The organism is Enterobacter sp. UPMP701, from assembly GCF_053709515.1.
Genome location: NZ_JBSKJN010000014.1, coordinates 73,954 through 90,684, shown reverse-complemented (window position 1 = coordinate 90,684; position 16,731 = coordinate 73,954). Strand labels below are relative to the sequence as shown.

14 protein-coding genes and 2 tRNA genes are annotated in these 16,731 nt (G+C 56.7%); 11 read left to right on the top strand and 5 right to left on the bottom strand.

The annotated features are described in order from the left end of the window. The first annotated feature begins 49 nt into the window (after positions 1-49). Positions 50-126 (top strand) — tRNA-Asp (locus ACWKXT_RS21245). 53 nt (positions 127-179) lie between these two features. Further along, positions 180-255 (top strand) — tRNA-Trp (locus ACWKXT_RS21240). Positions 256-353: 98 nt separating this feature from the next. Here ACWKXT_RS21240 and hdfR read toward each other — a convergent pair. After that, positions 354-1,175 carry an HTH-type transcriptional regulator HdfR gene (gene hdfR, locus ACWKXT_RS21235; RefSeq protein ID WP_454533349.1) on the bottom strand — a complete coding sequence of 274 codons (822 nt, stop codon included), beginning with the start codon at positions 1,173-1,175 and terminating at the stop codon, positions 354-356. A 118-nt stretch (positions 1,176-1,293) separates the two neighbouring features. Between hdfR and ACWKXT_RS21230 the strand changes: the two genes are divergently transcribed. After that, a complete protein-coding gene (locus tag ACWKXT_RS21230; RefSeq protein ID WP_008501577.1) occupies positions 1,294-1,632 on the top strand; it encodes a DUF413 domain-containing protein in 339 nt (112 codons plus the stop codon). A gap of 30 nt (positions 1,633-1,662) precedes the next feature. On the opposite strand, the gene ACWKXT_RS21225 is transcribed toward ACWKXT_RS21230, so the two are convergent. Beyond that, complete coding sequence (locus tag ACWKXT_RS21225; RefSeq protein ID WP_454529454.1) at positions 1,663-3,183, bottom strand: YifB family Mg chelatase-like AAA ATPase; 1,521 nt, start codon at positions 3,181-3,183, stop codon at positions 1,663-1,665. 341 nt (positions 3,184-3,524) lie between these two features. On the opposite strand from ACWKXT_RS21225, the gene ilvL reads away from it, so the two are divergent. From ilvL to ilvA, 6 genes are all read left to right on the top strand, one after another. Next, entirely contained in the window at positions 3,525-3,623 is a 99-nt protein-coding gene (ilvL, locus tag ACWKXT_RS21220; protein ID WP_001311244.1) for an ilv operon leader peptide, read from the top strand. Between the two features lie 139 nt (positions 3,624-3,762). Next, positions 3,763-5,409: an acetolactate synthase 2 catalytic subunit gene (gene ilvG, locus ACWKXT_RS21215; RefSeq protein WP_454533348.1), complete on the top strand. Its 1,647-nt coding sequence runs from the start codon at positions 3,763-3,765 to the stop codon at positions 5,407-5,409. Next, positions 5,406-5,669, top strand: a complete 264-nt coding sequence (gene ilvM, locus ACWKXT_RS21210) for an acetolactate synthase 2 small subunit (protein WP_003860184.1) — start codon at positions 5,406-5,408, stop codon at positions 5,667-5,669. The genes ilvG and ilvM overlap by 4 nt, the downstream gene beginning before the upstream one ends. An 18-nt stretch (positions 5,670-5,687) precedes the next feature. Then, a complete protein-coding gene (gene ilvE, locus ACWKXT_RS21205; RefSeq protein ID WP_014885677.1) occupies positions 5,688-6,617 on the top strand; it encodes a branched-chain-amino-acid transaminase in 930 nt (309 codons plus the stop codon). Between the two features lie 60 nt (positions 6,618-6,677). After that, positions 6,678-8,528, top strand: a complete 1,851-nt coding sequence (ilvD, locus tag ACWKXT_RS21200) for a dihydroxy-acid dehydratase (RefSeq protein WP_205922966.1) — start codon at positions 6,678-6,680, stop codon at positions 8,526-8,528. A gap of 2 nt (positions 8,529-8,530) precedes the next feature. Then, positions 8,531-10,075 (top strand): threonine ammonia-lyase, biosynthetic, encoded by a 1,545-nt coding sequence (gene ilvA / locus ACWKXT_RS21195; RefSeq protein ID WP_120159893.1) that lies wholly within the window; start codon positions 8,531-8,533, stop codon positions 10,073-10,075. Here ilvA and ilvY read toward each other — a convergent pair. After that, entirely contained in the window at positions 10,072-10,962 is an 891-nt protein-coding gene (gene ilvY, locus ACWKXT_RS21190) for an HTH-type transcriptional activator IlvY (protein WP_454529451.1), read from the bottom strand. The genes ilvA and ilvY overlap by 4 nt on opposite strands. A gap of 281 nt (positions 10,963-11,243) precedes the next feature. On the opposite strand from ilvY, the gene ilvC reads away from it, so the two are divergent. After that, entirely contained in the window at positions 11,244-12,719 is a 1,476-nt protein-coding gene (ilvC, locus tag ACWKXT_RS21185; RefSeq protein WP_045261004.1) for a ketol-acid reductoisomerase, read from the top strand. Positions 12,720-12,803: 84 nt separating this feature from the next. Here ilvC and ppiC read toward each other — a convergent pair whose 3' ends face one another. Next, positions 12,804-13,085, bottom strand: coding sequence for a peptidylprolyl isomerase PpiC (gene ppiC / locus ACWKXT_RS21180; protein ID WP_004886861.1), 282 nt, complete (start codon positions 13,083-13,085; stop codon positions 12,804-12,806). 85 nt (positions 13,086-13,170) lie between these two features. Between ppiC and rep the strand changes: the two genes are divergently transcribed. Continuing rightward, the gene (rep, locus tag ACWKXT_RS21175; RefSeq protein ID WP_028014817.1) at positions 13,171-15,195 is read left to right on the top strand and encodes a DNA helicase Rep; all 2,025 of its coding nucleotides are present in this window, start codon (positions 13,171-13,173) and stop codon (positions 15,193-15,195) included. A 51-nt stretch (positions 15,196-15,246) separates the two neighbouring features. Here rep and gppA read toward each other — a convergent pair whose 3' ends face one another. Next, positions 15,247-16,731, bottom strand: coding sequence for a guanosine-5'-triphosphate,3'-diphosphate diphosphatase (gene gppA, locus ACWKXT_RS21170; RefSeq protein WP_454533347.1), 1,485 nt, complete (start codon positions 16,729-16,731; stop codon positions 15,247-15,249).

Below are 16,731 nucleotides of genomic sequence, written 5' to 3'. Positions count from 1 at the left end.
TAAGTAGTAAGCCGGTGCATAAATCCGGTGGTTACAAGCAGTCTTCGGTGGAGCGGTAGTTCAGTCGGTTAGAATACCTGCCTGTCACGCAGGGGGTCGCGGGTTCGAGTCCCGTCCGTTCCGCCACTTATTAAGACATCAAGCCTGCCTCTTAGGCAGGCTTGATGGTAAGAAACTTTAGGGGCGTAGCTCAGTTGGTAGAGCACCGGTCTCCAAAACCGGGTGTCGCGAGTTCGAGTCTCTCCGCCCCTGCCATATAGAATCCTTTGCTTCGGCAAAGGATTTTTTTTGCCTGAAATTTGGTGAAATATCCGCATTCTGAAATGCAGCCAGCATCCCTGCTGGCCTCAGCATCAATCCATTACGTTGATTTTTAACAGATCTTTAATCTGAGATTGCTTGTCGCTATTTTGCAGCCAAATCGCATACAGCGGTCGGGAAAGGGTAGTGGAATCCACCACGGTATGTAGCCCAGGCTTGGCGTCTGCCCAACGGACTGGTAACCAGGTACACCCCTTCAACAGGGGAAGTTGCTGACAGGCAATCTCAGCAGAACTGGTTGTTAACTGTGGAACATCATCAGGTGCGATCAATCCCGTCTCATGTTGCTGAAAATCAGGGCCCCACTCCAGCCGCAAATAGGTCAGATCGGCTTTCATCATTGAGGGTTCAGAAGCGTAAAGAGCCAGGCCGAACTGCCCTACGATCTGGCTGCTAAATTCGTCCATTTTGGGGGCTTCTGTCGTTATAAGCAGATCCAGCTGCCGCTCATGAAGTTGTTTAACCAGTGACTGACGTTGCGCAATTCTGGCCTCAAATTGCAGGTGCCCATGTGAATGATATAGCTTGCTCAGCCACTGACTGAGCATACATTCCCACAAGGATGCGCTGGCCCCAATAGAGAACTCATTGTGCCTTGAGGTATGCGCCACCTCTTTGCGCGCTGCCTGCCAGGTGTTCATCAATGTCTCCGCATAGGGAAGCAGTTTTTCACCGGCAGGCGTGAGACGGATGTTGTTGCGATGGCGGGTAAAAAGATTCACACCCAGTTGATTTTCCAGCTGTCGAATACGAAAACTGACTGCTGACTGCGTCAGGTAAAGGGCTTCAGCGGCTCGCCCGAAGTGACGCGTTCTGCTCACTTCAAGGAAAGTTTTTAGCAATTCCGTATCCACATCTTTCTCCACAAAATTATTTGTCGTTATGATTTAAATGTTTTGTTTTACACTCTGTCAAGCGTAACTAATACTCCGCGCCATAAATAGCTCGGCCAAAGAATTAGGAGCGTGTAGGATGGCGGAAAGCTTTACGACGACTAATCGTTTTTTCGACAATAAACATTATCCGCGCGGGTTCTCTCGTCACGGCGATTTCACCATCAAAGAGGCGCAGCTGCTTGAGCGTCATGGTTACGCCTTTAATGAGCTGGATCTGGGCAAACGTGAGCCTGCAACTGAAGATGAAAAGCAGTTTGTCTCAGTGTGCCGTGGCGAGCGTGAGCCGCAGTCTGAAGCAGAACGTGTATGGATCAAGTACATGGCGCGCATTAAGCGTCCAAAGCGCTTCCATACGCTGTCTGGCGGCAAGCCGCAGATGGAAGGTGCAGAAGACTACACCGAGTCTGATGACTAGAATGAAGAGAAGGGGCTACGGCCCCTTTTTTTATGTCAGTAACTTCTGCAGATGCAGCAGCAAACGATCGATAGCGCGATAGCTCAGCGCCTCCTGTAAGTGTTTCCTCTCAATGTCAGTACATCCCTCCACATCCGCAATGGTTCTGGCCACTTTCAATAAACGCTGCCATGCACGTATGGAAAGCCCAAAGCGCGTCAACGTCTCCTCCAGCCACGCCGCATCTTCACCGTTAAGAGAACAAAACTGTCGGATCCCGGCATTATCCAGCCGTGCATTCAGCCTGTTTTGACGGGCGTACTGTCGCGCCTGTGCCGCGATAACCCGCTCGCGAACATGTGCGGAGTTTTCGCCCAGCCTATCCGTCTGCCTGAGCAGACCCGGCGGTGGAAGCGGGATTTCCAGTGATAAATCGAAACGGTCGAGAAATGGACCGGAGAGTTTTCCCAGATAGCGCAGCGTCTGCTCTGGCGTACAGCGGTTATGGTTGCCCTGATAATGCCCCGTCGGGCTGGGGTTCATCGCCGCGACAAGCTGAAAACGGGCGGGATAGCTTATTTTGGCTCGCGTGCGTGAGATATGTATCTCGCCGGATTCAATGGGCTCCCTCAGTGCATCCAGCACGCGGCGCTCAAACTCAGGTAGCTCATCAAGAAACAGAATGCCGTTGTGTGCCAGTGAGATCTCACCCGGCCCCGGAATAGACCCACCGCCGACCATTGCCGTCAGGGACGCGCTATGATGCGGGGAACGAAAGGGACGTCGACGCCACTGTTTGTGCAACGACGTTGAACCGATCAGGCTATAAATGGCAGCGCTTTCCAGCGCTTCATGATTATTAAGCGGCGGGAGCAACCCGCTCAGCCTGCTCGCCAGCATGGTTTTGCCCGTACCCGGCGGGCCAATCAGCAGAAGATTGTGTCCACCTGCTGCTGTAATCTCCAGAGCGCGCTTCCCTTGCTCCTGTCCCATGATCTCACTAAGGTCTTCTGGCGCATCCGCTATAGCATCGCCATACTCCTCCGGCTCGGACAGTTCATGTCGCCCTTCCAGCCAGGCACACACTTCCTGAAGATGCCCGGCGATGAGACACCCCTTTTCTGCGATAAGGCTCACTTCTGATTCGTTTTCATTGGCCACAATGATTTGCCGCCCTGCGCGGATTGCCTCCAGCGCCCCTGATATCGCACCGGGAACGCCTCTTAGCGCGCCTGTAAGCGCGAGTTCACCCACGAACTCATACGAGCCTAGCCTGCTCGTCTTAAGCTGCTCAGAAGCCGCGAGAAGCGCTATCGCGATAGGTAAATCATATCGTCCCCCCTCTTTGGGCAGATCGGCGGGGGCAAGGTTGATGGTGATCTTCTTCGCGGGGAAGGTATAACCGCTATTTATTATTGCGCTACGAACGCGATCCCTGGCCTCTTTTACCGTTGTTTCAGGTAAACCGACTAGCGTGAGCCCGGGCAGTCCATTACTCAAATGAACCTCTACGGAAATAAGCGGAGCCTTCACCCCTAGAGCCGCACGCGTATAAACAACTGACAGTGACATTTACACTACCTCCTGGTGGGACTATGCCAGTGTGAGCGTTGCCTGTTTAGCGTGGTTTAGCGAATTTACGACCCCTGTTCAGGCATTTTGGCGGCAAGTTGAAACCGTTACACCTGCGTGGAAGCCTCCACGCAAAACGTGAAAAACCGCGTTTTGACGCTGCAGGGGACGTGAAAAAAATGAAAAATATTCATTTTCTAATTTCCTCATATAAAACAACGATTTTAAGAAATATGATTCGCTGGCTAATCAACTGTGTCATAAATAAATCTTGTGTTTGCTTTAAAAACTGTGGTAACTCTTTAGGTATTCCTTCGAACTAGATGCAAAAAGAACTGAAAATGACAGCCCTTCTACGAGTGATTAGCCTGGTCGTGATTAGCGTGGTGGTGATTATTATCCCACCGTGCGGGGCTGCACTTGGACGAGGAAAGGCTTAGAAATCAAGCCTTAACGAACTAAGACCCCCGCACCGAAAGGTCCGGGGGTTTTTTTATGACTAAAAAACTTAAACGAGGAGCAGATCATGACGACTAGCACAAAATTCTGTTTCTTCAGATTTATGACGGGGAACTAACTATGAATGGGGCACAATGGGTTGTACATGCGTTGCGCGCGCAGGGAGTGAAAACCGTATTCGGTTATCCGGGTGGCGCAATTATGCCGATTTACGATGCACTGTATGACGGCGGCGTGGAACACCTCTTGTGCCGGCACGAGCAGGGCGCAGCGATGGCCGCTATTGGCTATGCCCGCGCGACGGGTAAAACCGGCGTCTGCATGGCAACTTCAGGTCCGGGCGCAACGAACCTGATCACCGGCCTGGCTGACGCGCTGCTCGATTCCGTTCCCGTTGTCGCGATCACCGGTCAGGTGGCCTCTCCGTTCATCGGTACCGATGCCTTCCAGGAAGTGGACGTACTCGGCTTATCCCTGGCCTGCACCAAACACAGCTTCCTCGTTCAGTCCCTCGAAGAGCTGCCGCGCGTGATGGCTGAAGCGTTCGAGGTTGCCAGCTCTGGCCGTCCTGGCCCGGTTCTGGTGGATATCCCGAAAGATATCCAGGTTGCTCTCGGTGATCTGGAGCCGCACTTCTCCACCGTTGAAAGCAACGATGCGTTCCCGCATGCAGACGTTGAAGAAGCCCGCCAGATGCTGGCGCAGGCGAAACAGCCGATGCTGTACGTAGGCGGTGGCGTAGGCATGGCGCAGGCCGTTCCTGCCCTGCGCGAATTTATCGCGACTACACAGATGCCCGCCACCTGTACGCTGAAAGGTCTGGGCGCAGTCGACGCGGACTACCCGTATTACCTTGGTATGCTGGGGATGCACGGCACCAAAGCGGCGAACCTGGCGGTACAGGAGTGCGACTTGCTCATCGCCGTGGGCGCCCGTTTCGACGACCGCGTTACCGGCAAGCTGAACACTTTTGCGCCGAACGCCAAAGTCATTCATATGGATATCGACCCGGCGGAGATGAACAAGCTGCGTCAGGCGCACGTCGCGCTGCAGGGCGATCTCAACGCGCTGTTACCGGCATTGCAGCAGCCGCTGGATATCAACGCATGGCGTCAGCACACCGCAGACATGCGCGCCGAGCACGCCTGGCGTTACGACCACCCCGGCGAGGCCATCTACGCGCCGCTGCTGTTGAAGCAGCTGTCCGACCGTAAACCCGCAGACAGCGTGGTGACGACGGATGTGGGCCAGCACCAGATGTGGTCCGCCCAGCACATGACCTACACCCGCCCGGAAAACTTCATCACCTCCAGCGGCTTGGGTACCATGGGCTTCGGTCTGCCAGCAGCCGTTGGTGCGCAGGTTGCCCGCCCGAACGATACCGTTATCTGTATCTCCGGTGACGGCTCCTTCATGATGAACGTTCAGGAACTCGGCACCGTGAAGCGCAAGCAGTTACCGCTGAAGATCGTGTTGCTCGATAACCAGCGTTTAGGGATGGTTCGCCAGTGGCAGCAACTGTTCTTCCAGGAGCGTTACAGCGAAACGACTCTCACCGATAACCCCGATTTCCTCACCCTGGCCAGCGCCTTCGGCATTCCTGGCCAGCACATCACCCGTAAAGACCAGGTTGAAGCGGCACTCGACACCATGCTGTCAAGCGAAGGGCCATACCTGCTTCATGTCTCAATCGACGAGCTTGAGAACGTCTGGCCGTTGGTACCGCCCGGTGCCAGTAACTCACAAATGCTGGAGAAATTATCATGATGCAACATCAGGTCGCCGTGCAGGCTCGCTTCAACCCGGAAACGTTAGAACGCGTATTGCGTGTGGTCCGCCACCGTGGTTTTCAGATTTGCTCAATGAATATGGAAACGGCCACCGACGCGCAAAATATCAGTATCGAATTAACCGTTGCCAGCCCGCGGCCGGTCGACTTACTGTTTAGTCAGTTATCAAAGCTGGTAGACGTTGCCCATGTTGCCATCTGCCAGAGCACAACCACATCACAACAAATCCGCGCTTGAGCGTGACAGGACGAAAAAATGACGACAAAAAAAGCTGATTACATTTGGTTCAATGGGGAGATGGTTCGCTGGGAGGACGCGAAAGTCCACGTGATGTCCCACGCGCTGCACTACGGTACCTCCGTGTTTGAAGGCATCCGTTGCTACGACTCTCACAAAGGACCAGTGGTGTTCCGCCATCGCGAACACATGCAGCGTCTGCATGACTCAGCCAAAATTTATCGTTTCCCGGTTTCTCAAAGCGTGGATGAACTGATGGAAGCCTGCCGCGAGGTGATTCGTAAGAACAACCTGACCAGCGCCTATATTCGTCCGCTGGTCTTCGTAGGCGACGTTGGCATGGGCGTGAACCCGCCGGCCGGTTACAACACCGATGTGATCATTGCTGCGTTCCCGTGGGGTGCTTACCTGGGAGCAGAAGCCCTGGAGCAGGGGATCGACGCAATGGTTTCTTCCTGGAACCGCGTGGCGCCTAACACCATCCCGACCGCCGCGAAAGCAGGCGGAAACTACCTCTCCTCACTGCTGGTCGGTAGCGAAGCGCGCCGCCACGGCTATCAGGAAGGTATCGCCCTCGACGTGAACGGCTACATCTCTGAAGGCGCGGGCGAAAACCTGTTTGAAGTGAAAGACGGCATCCTGTTCACGCCGCCGTTCACCTCGTCCGCGCTGCCGGGCATCACCCGTGACGCCATCATCAAGCTGGCGAAAGATCTGGGTATCGAAGTGCGCGAGCAGGTGCTGTCTCGCGAATCCCTGTATCTGGCCGATGAAGTGTTTATGTCCGGCACTGCCGCTGAAATCACGCCGGTGCGCAGCGTAGACGGTATCCAGGTGGGTGAAGGTCGCTGCGGCCCGGTCACCAAACGCATCCAGCAGGCATTCTTCGGCCTCTTCACCGGCGAAACGGAAGATAAATACGGCTGGTTGGATCAGGTTAATCACTAAGTATAAATTTGGGACGGCACGCACCGTCCCATTAAATAGTCAGACGGGAGTCAATAAAGCATGCCTAAGTATCGTTCAGCCACCACCACCCACGGCCGTAACATGGCGGGAGCCCGCGCGCTGTGGCGCGCTACCGGAATGACCGACGCCGATTTCGGCAAGCCCATTATCGCCGTGGTGAACTCCTTCACCCAGTTTGTACCGGGCCACGTGCACCTGCGCGACCTCGGTAAACTGGTTGCCGAGCAAATCGAAGCCTCCGGCGGTGTGGCGAAAGAGTTCAATACCATTGCAGTGGATGACGGTATCGCAATGGGCCACGGGGGCATGCTCTATTCACTGCCGTCGCGCGAGCTGATCGCCGACTCCGTAGAGTACATGGTTAACGCCCACTGCGCCGATGCGATGGTCTGTATCTCCAACTGCGACAAAATCACCCCGGGGATGCTGATGGCCTCCCTGCGCCTGAACATTCCAGTGATCTTCGTCTCCGGCGGCCCGATGGAAGCGGGGAAAACCAAGCTTTCCGACAAAATCATCAAGCTCGACCTGGTCGATGCGATGATCCAGGGCGCGGACCCGAAAGTCTCTGACGAGCAGAGCGACCAGGTGGAACGTTCCGCGTGCCCGACCTGCGGCTCCTGTTCCGGGATGTTCACCGCCAACTCCATGAACTGCCTGACCGAAGCGCTGGGCCTTTCTCAGCCGGGCAACGGCTCGCTGCTGGCGACCCACGCCGACCGTAAACAGCTGTTCCTTAACGCGGGCAAGCGCATCGTTGAGCTGACCAAACGCTACTACGAGCAGGACGACGCCAGCGCGCTGCCGCGCAACATCGCCAGTAAAGCGGCGTTCGAAAACGCCATGACGCTGGATATCGCCATGGGCGGTTCCACTAACACCGTTCTGCACCTGCTGGCCGCCGCGCAGGAAGCCGAAATCGACTTCACCATGAGCGACATCGACAAGCTCTCCCGCAAAGTGCCGCAGCTGTGTAAAGTCGCACCGAGTACCCAGAAGTACCACATGGAAGATGTGCACCGTGCCGGTGGCGTCATCGGTATTCTGGGTGAGCTGGATCGCGCCGGGCTGCTGAACCGCGACGTGAAAAACGTGCTCGGCCTGACGCTGCCGGAGTCGCTGGACAAATACGATGTGATGCTGACCAAAGACGATGCGGTGAAAAAAATGTTCCGCGCCGGTCCGGCTGGCATTCGCACCACCCAGGCGTTCTCGCAGGACTGCCGCTGGGACACGCTGGACGATGACCGCGCCGAAGGCTGCATCCGCTCGCTGGAACACGCCTATAGCAAAGACGGCGGTCTGGCCGTGCTGTACGGGAACTTTGCGGAAAATGGCTGCATCGTAAAAACCGCAGGCGTGGACGACAGCATCCTGAAATTCACCGGTCCGGCGAAAGTGTATGAAAGTCAGGATGAAGCGGTAGACGCGATCCTCGGCGGCAAAGTGGTGGAAGGCGACGTGGTTGTCATTCGCTACGAAGGGCCGAAAGGCGGTCCGGGCATGCAGGAGATGCTCTATCCAACCACCTTCCTGAAATCCATGGGCCTCGGCAAAGCCTGTGCGCTGATCACTGACGGGCGTTTCTCCGGCGGCACCTCCGGCCTCTCCATCGGCCATGTCTCCCCGGAAGCGGCAAGCGGCGGCAACATCGCGATCATCGAAGACGGCGACCTGATTGAAATCGACATTCCAAATCGCGGCATCCAGCTGAAGCTGAGCGACCAGGAGATTGCGGCCCGTCGTGAAGCGCAGGAAGCCCGCGGCGACAAAGCCTGGACGCCGAAAGATCGTCAGCGCGAAGTCTCCTTCGCCCTGCGTGCCTACGCGAGCCTTGCCACCAGTGCGGATAAAGGCGCGGTGCGCGATAAATCTAAACTTGGGGGCTAATGATGGCCGAGTCACAACCCTTATCCGCCGCCCCCGAAGGGGCGGAATATCTGAGAGCGGTGCTGCGCGCACCGGTCTATGAAGCCGTGCAGGTCACGCCCCTGCAGAAAATGGAAAAGCTCTCTTCGCGCCTCGACAACGTCATTCTGGTGAAGCGCGAAGACCGTCAGCCGGTGCACAGCTTCAAGCTGCGCGGGGCCTACGCGATGATGGCCGGGCTGACCGACGAGCAAAAAGCGCGCGGGGTGATTACCGCCTCGGCGGGCAACCACGCGCAGGGCGTGGCGTTCTCGTCTGCCCGTCTGGGGCTGAAAGCGCTGATCGTGATGCCTGTTGCTACCGCGGATATTAAAGTCGATGCGGTGCGCGGGTTCGGCGGCGAAGTACTGCTCCACGGCGCCAATTTTGACGAAGCGAAAGCCAAAGCGATTGAGCTGGCGCAGCAGCAGGGTTTCACCTGGGTACCGCCGTTCGACCACCCGATGGTGATCGCCGGGCAGGGCACGCTGGCGCTTGAGCTGCTGCAGCAGGATGCCCATCTTGACCGCGTCTTCGTCCCGGTGGGCGGCGGTGGCTTAGCCGCAGGCGTGGCGGTGCTGATCAAACAGCTGATGCCGCAGATTAAAGTCATTGCCGTGGAAGCGGAAGACTCCGCCTGCCTGAAAGCAGCGCTGGATGCCGGTCATCCGGTCGACCTGCCGCGCGTCGGGCTGTTTGCCGAGGGCGTGGCGGTGAAGCGCATTGGTGACGAAACCTTCCGCCTGTGCCAGGAATATCTCGATGACATCATCACCGTCGACAGCGATGCGATCTGCGCGGCGATGAAAGATCTGTTCGAGGATGTACGCGCGGTGGCGGAACCGTCCGGTGCGCTGGCGCTGGCGGGGATGAAAAAATACATCGCCCAGCACAACATTCGCGGCGAACGTCTGGCGCACGTGCTGTCAGGTGCCAACGTGAACTTCCACGGTCTGCGCTACGTTTCCGAGCGCTGCGAGCTGGGGGAACAGCGTGAGGCACTGCTGGCGGTGACCATTCCGGAAGAGAAGGGCAGCTTCCTGAAGTTCTGCCAGCTGCTGGGTGGTCGTTCGGTGACGGAGTTCAACTACCGTTTTGCCGATGCCAAAGATGCCTGCATTTTTGTTGGCGTGCGTCTGAGCCGCGGCGTGGAAGAGCGTAAAGAGATCCTGAGCCTGCTGCATGACGGTGGCTACAGCGTGGTCGATCTTTCCGACGACGAGATGGCGAAGCTGCATGTGCGCTACATGGTCGGCGGCCGTCCATCAAAGCCGCTGAAGGAACGCCTGTTCAGCTTCGAGTTCCCGGAATCACCGGGCGCATTGCTCAAGTTCCTGCACACGCTGGGTACGCACTGGAACATCTCTCTGTTCCACTACCGCAGCCACGGCACCGACTACGGCCGCGTGCTGGCGGCGTTCGAACTGGGCGAGCACGAGCCGGATTTCGAAACGCGCCTGAACGAGCTGGGCTATGAGTGCCACGACGAAACCCACAACCCGGCGTTCAGGTTCTTCCTGGCTGGCTAGTGGTTCGGCAATATCGTCCAGAACGCATCAATAAGCGGCTCATGCAGCCGCTTTTTTTGTGCGCACACGCCAAGCTCAAACGGCGTCTTCTCGTCGCTGCGCTCTAAAATCATCACGCGATTGCGCACCGGTTCCGGGCTGTTTTCCAGCACCACTTCCGGCAGCAGCGCCACGCCGCAGCCCAGCGCCACCATCGACACCATCGCCTCATGACCGCTGACGGTAGCGTATATCGACGGATTGCTGATTTTCTGACGGCGGAACCACAGCTCGATGCGGCGACGCACTGGCCCCTGATCGGCCATGATAAACGGCACCGTGGACCAGTCCGGTTTTTCCGCCGAGACCTGGTTACGCACCGGGCAGGGCAGCGCCGGGGCAATCAGCACCACCGCCAGATTCTCCAGCATCGAAAACGCTACCGCGCCCGGTAGGGTTTCCGGCTTCCCGGCAATGGCGAGATCCGCTTCGCCCGTCACCACTTTTTCCATCGCGTCGGCGGCGTCACCGGTGGTGAGCTTAATTTCAACCGACGGATGCGCCGCGCGGAATCGGTCGAGAATGGGCGGCAGATGGCTGTAGGCTGCGGTCACGGAGCAGAAAATATGCAGCTCGCCGGAAAGCGACGGCCCCTGCTGATCGATGGCGTGCCGCAGCTGCTGGTACTGCAACAGTGTCTGCTGGGCAAAGATGCGCAGCTCTTCTCCCGCTTCCGTGAGGGTGACGGTACGGTTATCGCGCACGAATAGCGGCTGGCCGAGGTCTTCCTCAAGGCGCTGGATCTGGCGAGACAGCGTGGAAGGACTGACGTGCATCGCCCGGGCGCTGCGGCCAAAGTGACGGCTTTCCGCCAGGTGCAGGAACATTTTTAGATCGCGTAAATCCACCGATTCCACTCCCTCTTTTTACATTGCAAAAATTGCAATGTGACGTTGTGAATATATCAATTTCCGCAATAAATTTCCTGTTGTAATGTGGGTACATTGTCGCTGAAAGGCGAACCGAACAATAAATTACTCGTCGTCTTTCACGTTGTAGGTGCGTTGTCTGCGTCAACTCACCCCAGTCACTTACCAGAGTAAGCTCCTGGGGATTCGCAGACTTGACGCCTTCCTAAAACGTGAAATCCATAGAGTAATAAACAACACAACATCACGAGGTATCACCCATGGCTAACTACTTTAATACACTGAACTTGCGCCAGCAGCTGGCGCAGCTGGGCAAATGCCGCTTCATGGCGCGCGACGAATTTGCCGATGGCGCGAGCTACCTTCAGGGTAAAAAAGTGGTCATCGTCGGCTGTGGCGCACAGGGTCTGAACCAGGGCCTGAACATGCGTGACTCCGGTCTGGATATCTCTTACGCCCTGCGTAAAGAAGCGATTGCTGAGAAGCGCGCGTCCTGGCGCAAAGCGACCGAAAACGGCTTCAAAGTGGGTACCTATGAAGAACTGATCCCGCAGGCGGATCTGGTGGTTAACCTGACCCCGGACAAGCAGCACTCCGACGTTGTGCGCTCCGTACAGCCGCTGATGAAAGACGGCGCCGCGCTGGGTTACTCCCACGGCTTCAACATCGTTGAAGTGGGCGAGCAGATCCGTAAAGACATCACCGTGGTGATGGTGGCACCGAAGTGTCCGGGTACAGAAGTACGCGAAGAGTACAAACGTGGTTTCGGCGTGCCGACGCTTATCGCAGTTCACCCGGAAAACGATCCGAAAGGCGAAGGCATGGCGATTGCCAAAGCCTGGGCAGCGGCGACTGGCGGCCACCGTGCGGGCGTGCTGGAATCTTCCTTCGTTGCCGAAGTGAAATCTGACCTGATGGGCGAGCAGACCATTCTGTGCGGCATGCTGCAGGCGGGCTCTCTGCTTTGCTTCGACAAGCTGGTGGAAGAAGGTACTGACCCGGCATACGCAGAAAAACTGATTCAGTTCGGCTGGGAAACCATCACCGAAGCGCTGAAGCAGGGCGGCATTACGCTGATGATGGACCGCCTGTCCAACCCGGCAAAACTGCGCGCATTCGCACTCTCTGAGCAGCTGAAAACCATCATGGCGCCGCTGTTCCAGAAACACATGGACGACATCATCTCCGGTGAGTTCTCTTCCGGCATGATGGCGGACTGGGCGAACGATGATAAGAAACTGCTGACCTGGCGTGAAGAGACCGGTAAAACCGCGTTCGAAACTGCGCCTCAGTATGAAGGTAAAATCGGCGAGCAGGAGTACTTCGATAAAGGCGTACTGATGATCGCGATGGTGAAAGCAGGCGTTGAGCTGGCGTTCGAAACCATGGTGGATTCTGGCATCATCGAAGAGTCTGCGTACTACGAATCGCTGCACGAGCTGCCGCTGATTGCAAACACCATCGCCCGTAAGCGTCTGTACGAAATGAACGTGGTTATCTCGGATACCGCAGAATACGGTAACTACCTGTTCTCTTACGCCTGCGTACCGCTGCTGAAAGAGTTCATGACCACCCTGCAGACGGGCGATCTGGGCAAAGCGATTGCGGAAGGTGCGGTAGACAACGCGCAGCTGCGCGATGTGAACGAAGCGATTCGCAGTCACCAGATCGAGAAAGTGGGTCACAAACTGCGTGGCTACATGACCGATATGAAACGTATTGCGGTAGCAGGTTAACAACCTTGTCGGGTGGCGCTTCGCTTACCCGACCTACAAAACGTAAGATGTAGGCCGGGTAAGGCGCAGCCGCCACCCGGCTTTTTATTTGCGATACAGCACTTTGATAATGTGGTATCCGAACTGGGTATGCAGCGGGCCGGTTGGCTCCAGCACCGGGCAGGAGAAGACCACTTTATCGAACGCCGGCACCATCTGACCCTGACGGAATTCGCCTAAATCGCCGCCACGTTTGCCTGACGGGCAAATAGAGTGCTTCTTCGCCAGCTTGCCGAAGTCGGCGCCGTTTTTGATCTGCTCCAGAAGATCCAGAGCCAGTTTTTCTTCTTTAACAAGAATATGCAGTGCTGCTGCTGTTTTTGCCATGATCGTGCCTTGAGTGGTATGGATTAGGCTCGCTATACTACCACGCTGTTATTCTCCCCTCCTGACTTTCATTGAGTGATCATTTATGCGTTTAAACCCCGGACAACAACAAGCCGTCGAATTTGTCACCGGACCGTGTCTGGTGCTGGCGGGTGCAGGATCCGGCAAAACGCGCGTCATCACCAATAAGATTGCGCACCTGATCCGCGGCTGCGGCTATCAGGCCCGCCATATTGCGGCGGTTACCTTTACCAACAAAGCGGCGCGCGAGATGAAAGAGCGTGTCGGCCAGACGCTGGGACGTAAAGAGGCGCGTGGGCTGATGATCTCCACCTTCCACACGCTGGGGCTGGATATCATTAAACGTGAATACGCCGCGCTGGGGATGAAATCCAACTTTTCGCTTTTCGATGACACTGACCAGGTGGCGTTGCTCAAAGAGCTCACCGAGGGGCTGATCGAAGATGATAAGGTGCTGTTACAGCAGCTGATCTCGACGATCTCGAACTGGAAAAACGATCTGATGACCCCGGCCCAGGCCGCGGCGATCGCCAAAGGCGAACGGGATCGGATCTTCGCCCACTGCTATGGTCTTTACGACGCGCACATGAAAGCGTGCAACGTGCTGGACTTTGACGACCTGATCCTGCTGCCTACGCTGCTGCTGCAGCGAAATGAAGAGGTGCGCGAGCGCTGGCAGAACAAAATCCGCTACCTGCTGGTGGATGAATATCAGGACACCAACACCAGCCAGTACGAGCTGGTGAAGCTGCTGGTGGGGCAGCGTGCGCGTTTCACCGTGGTCGGCGACGACGACCAGTCAATTTATTCCTGGCGCGGTGCGCGGCCGCAAAACCTGGTGCTGCTCAGTAAAGATTTCCCCGCGCTGCAGGTGATTAAGCTGGAGCAGAACTACCGCTCCTCCGGGCGCATCCTGAAGGCGGCAAACATCCTGATTGCCAATAACCCGCACGTTTTTGAGAAGCGTCTCTTCTCCGAGCTGGGCTACGGTACGGAGCTGAAGGTGCTCAGCGCCAATAATGAAGAGCATGAGGCGGAGCGCGTGACGGGCGAACTGATTGCCCACCACTTCGTCAATAAAACCGAATATAAGGATTACGCGATCCTCTACCGCGGCAATCACCAGTCGCGCGTCTTTGAAAAGATGCTGATGCAGAACCGCATTCCTTACAAAATTTCCGGCGGCACCTCGTTCTTCTCGCGGCCTGAAATTAAAGATCTGCTGGCCTATCTGCGCGTGCTGACTAATCCGGATGACGACAGCGCGTTTCTGCGTATCGTGAATACACCGAAACGCGAAATTGGCCCGGCGACGCTGCAAAAGCTGGGCGAATGGGCGATGACCCGCAATAAAAGCCTGTTTACCGCCAGCTTTGACATGGGGCTGAGCCAGACGCTGACGGGACGCGGATATGACAACTTAACGCGTTTCACTCACTGGCTGGGCGAAGTACAGCGGCTGGCAGAGCGCGAGCCGGTGGCTGCCGTGCGCGATCTGATCCACGGCATCGACTATGAATCCTGGCTGTACGAAACCTCCGCCAGCCCAAAAGCGGCTGAAATGCGCATGAAAAACGTTAACCAGCTTTTCAGCTGGATGACCGAAATGCTGGAAGGCTCTGAGATTGACGAGCCAATGACCCTGACCCAGGTGGTCACTCGCTTTACTCTGCGCGACATGATGGAGCGCGGCGAGAGCGAAGAAGAGGCTGACCAGGTTCAGCTGATGACGCTGCATGCGTCAAAAGGGCTGGAGTTCCCGTATGTGTATCTGGTCGGCATGGAAGAAGGGTTATTGCCGCACCAGAGCAGCATTGATGAAGACAACGTCGACGAGGAGCGCCGCCTGGCCTACGTGGGGATCACCCGCGCGCAGAAGGAGCTTACGTTCACGCTGTGTAAAGAGCGCCGTCAGTACGGTGAACTGGTTCGCCCGGAACCCAGCCGTTTCCTGCTGGAACTGCCGCAGGACGATCTGATTTGGGAACAGGAGCGTAAAGTGATTACCGCAGAAGAGCGGATGCACAAGGGACAGGCTAACGTGGCTAACATTCGCGCCATGCTGGCAAAAGCCAAAGAGAAGGGATAATGATGAGTAGGCCGGGTAAGGCGAAGCTGCCACCCGGCAATGTTCAGCGTATTACTTCACCTCAAGCACCCAGTGCACATAGCTCTGCCACTGGCACTCCTGCTCGATCATCTCTGCCCCTAACGGGTGACGATCAATCCAGTTTTCCGGCAGCGTCAGCGTCAGCTTCTCGTCATTGGCCACCATATTAATGGCGGGCAGCAAATCATCGCGGCGGCGGCTGGCAAACAGAATCGCCAGACGCAGCAGGCGGCACAGATGCTCGGCCACGCGCGGCGGTACGGCATTCTGCTGATGCAAAGAGGAGAGATCAACGGCGTTGGTCTGGTTCAGCAGCAGCGTTGCCAGCAATTTTTTCTGTGCGGGCGTGTAGCCCGGCAAATCCAGGTTACGTACCAGATACGCTGCATGAGCCGGCGCCTGTTTAAAATCAATACTTAGCCCCACTTCATGCAGCGCGCAGGCGCTCAGCAATAAATCGCGGCTCAGATGATCGAGATCCCAGGCGTTAGCGACCTGGTCGGCAAAGCGTGATGCCAGCTGCGAGACGCGTCCTGCCTGATCGATATCAACCAGAAAACGACGCTGCACGTTGCGCAGCGTACGGTTGCGGATGTCCTGATCGACCGACAGATGCAGCATTCCGTAGACCAGACCTTCACGCAGCGCGCCGCCGGCGAGGGTCATACACTGGATATTCAATTCGGTGAATATGGCGATCAGAATGGCCAGCCCGCTAGGGAAGACCAGCGCGCGTTCCAGCGTCAGGCCTTCAATTTCCAGCTCTTCAAGGCGTCCGCACTGAATGGCTCGCTGTTTAAGCTGCTGAAGTTTGGCAAGCGTGATCCGCTCGTCCATGCCCTGCGCCATCATAATTTCCTGCAGAGCCTGCACGGTACCCGAAGCACCCACGCAGACCTTCCAGCCGTGATAGCGCAGTTCGTCCATCACCGGGCGTAACACTTCGCGCGCGGCATTTTCTGCTTCGTCGAAATTCTCTTTACCCAGATTCCGGTCGGCAAAGTAACGTTCCAGCCAGGTCACGCAGCCCATCGACAGGCTGAACAGCGACGTCGCCTGCGCGCCGGTGCCGGTGACCAGTTCGGTACTGGCACCGCCGATATCCACCACCAGACGGCGATCGTCTCCGCCCGTCGTGTGTGCAACACCCTGATAGATCAGGCGTGCTTCTTCTTCACCGCTAATGACCTGAACCGGGCATCCCAGAATTTCCTGCGCTTTGGCAATAAAATCTACGGCGTTAACCGCCAGTCGGAGCGTCGCTGTGGCGACGACGGTGATTTGGGCATGCGGGATATCCTGCAGACGCTCAGCAAAGAGTCGCAGGCACTGCCAGCCACGTTCCATGGCTTCAGGTGAGAGGTCGTTATCACTGCTCAGGCCCGCCGCGAGGCGGACCTTGCGCTTAATGCGCGTCAGCGTTTGTATGCTTCCCGCCACCTCACGCACAACCAGCATATGAAAACTATTCGAACCGAGATCAATTGCCGCATAGAGCGAGGTGGAGCTGAGCAT

Excerpts from the sequence above, each read along its gene's own strand:
- ilvC (WP_045261004.1), top strand. The coding sequence starts at position 11,244 with ATGGCTAACTACTTTAATACACTGAACTTGCGCCAGCAGCTGGCGCAG.
- gppA (WP_454533347.1), bottom strand. The coding sequence starts at position 16,731 with ATGCTCAGCTCCACCTCGCTCTATGCGGCAATTGATCTCGGTTCGAAT.
- ACWKXT_RS21230 (WP_008501577.1), top strand. The coding sequence starts at position 1,294 with ATGGCGGAAAGCTTTACGACGACTAATCGTTTTTTCGACAATAAACAT.
- ACWKXT_RS21225 (WP_454529454.1), bottom strand. The coding sequence starts at position 3,183 with ATGTCACTGTCAGTTGTTTATACGCGTGCGGCTCTAGGGGTGAAGGCT.
- ilvL (WP_001311244.1), top strand. The coding sequence starts at position 3,525 with ATGACAGCCCTTCTACGAGTGATTAGCCTGGTCGTGATTAGCGTGGTG.
- ilvE (WP_014885677.1), top strand. The coding sequence starts at position 5,688 with ATGACGACAAAAAAAGCTGATTACATTTGGTTCAATGGGGAGATGGTT.
- ilvA (WP_120159893.1), top strand. The coding sequence starts at position 8,531 with ATGGCCGAGTCACAACCCTTATCCGCCGCCCCCGAAGGGGCGGAATAT.
- ilvM (WP_003860184.1), top strand. The coding sequence starts at position 5,406 with ATGATGCAACATCAGGTCGCCGTGCAGGCTCGCTTCAACCCGGAAACG.
- rep (WP_028014817.1), top strand. The coding sequence starts at position 13,171 with ATGCGTTTAAACCCCGGACAACAACAAGCCGTCGAATTTGTCACCGGA.
- ppiC (WP_004886861.1), bottom strand. The coding sequence starts at position 13,085 with ATGGCAAAAACAGCAGCAGCACTGCATATTCTTGTTAAAGAAGAAAAA.
- ilvD (WP_205922966.1), top strand. The coding sequence starts at position 6,678 with ATGCCTAAGTATCGTTCAGCCACCACCACCCACGGCCGTAACATGGCG.
- ilvG (WP_454533348.1), top strand. The coding sequence starts at position 3,763 with ATGAATGGGGCACAATGGGTTGTACATGCGTTGCGCGCGCAGGGAGTG.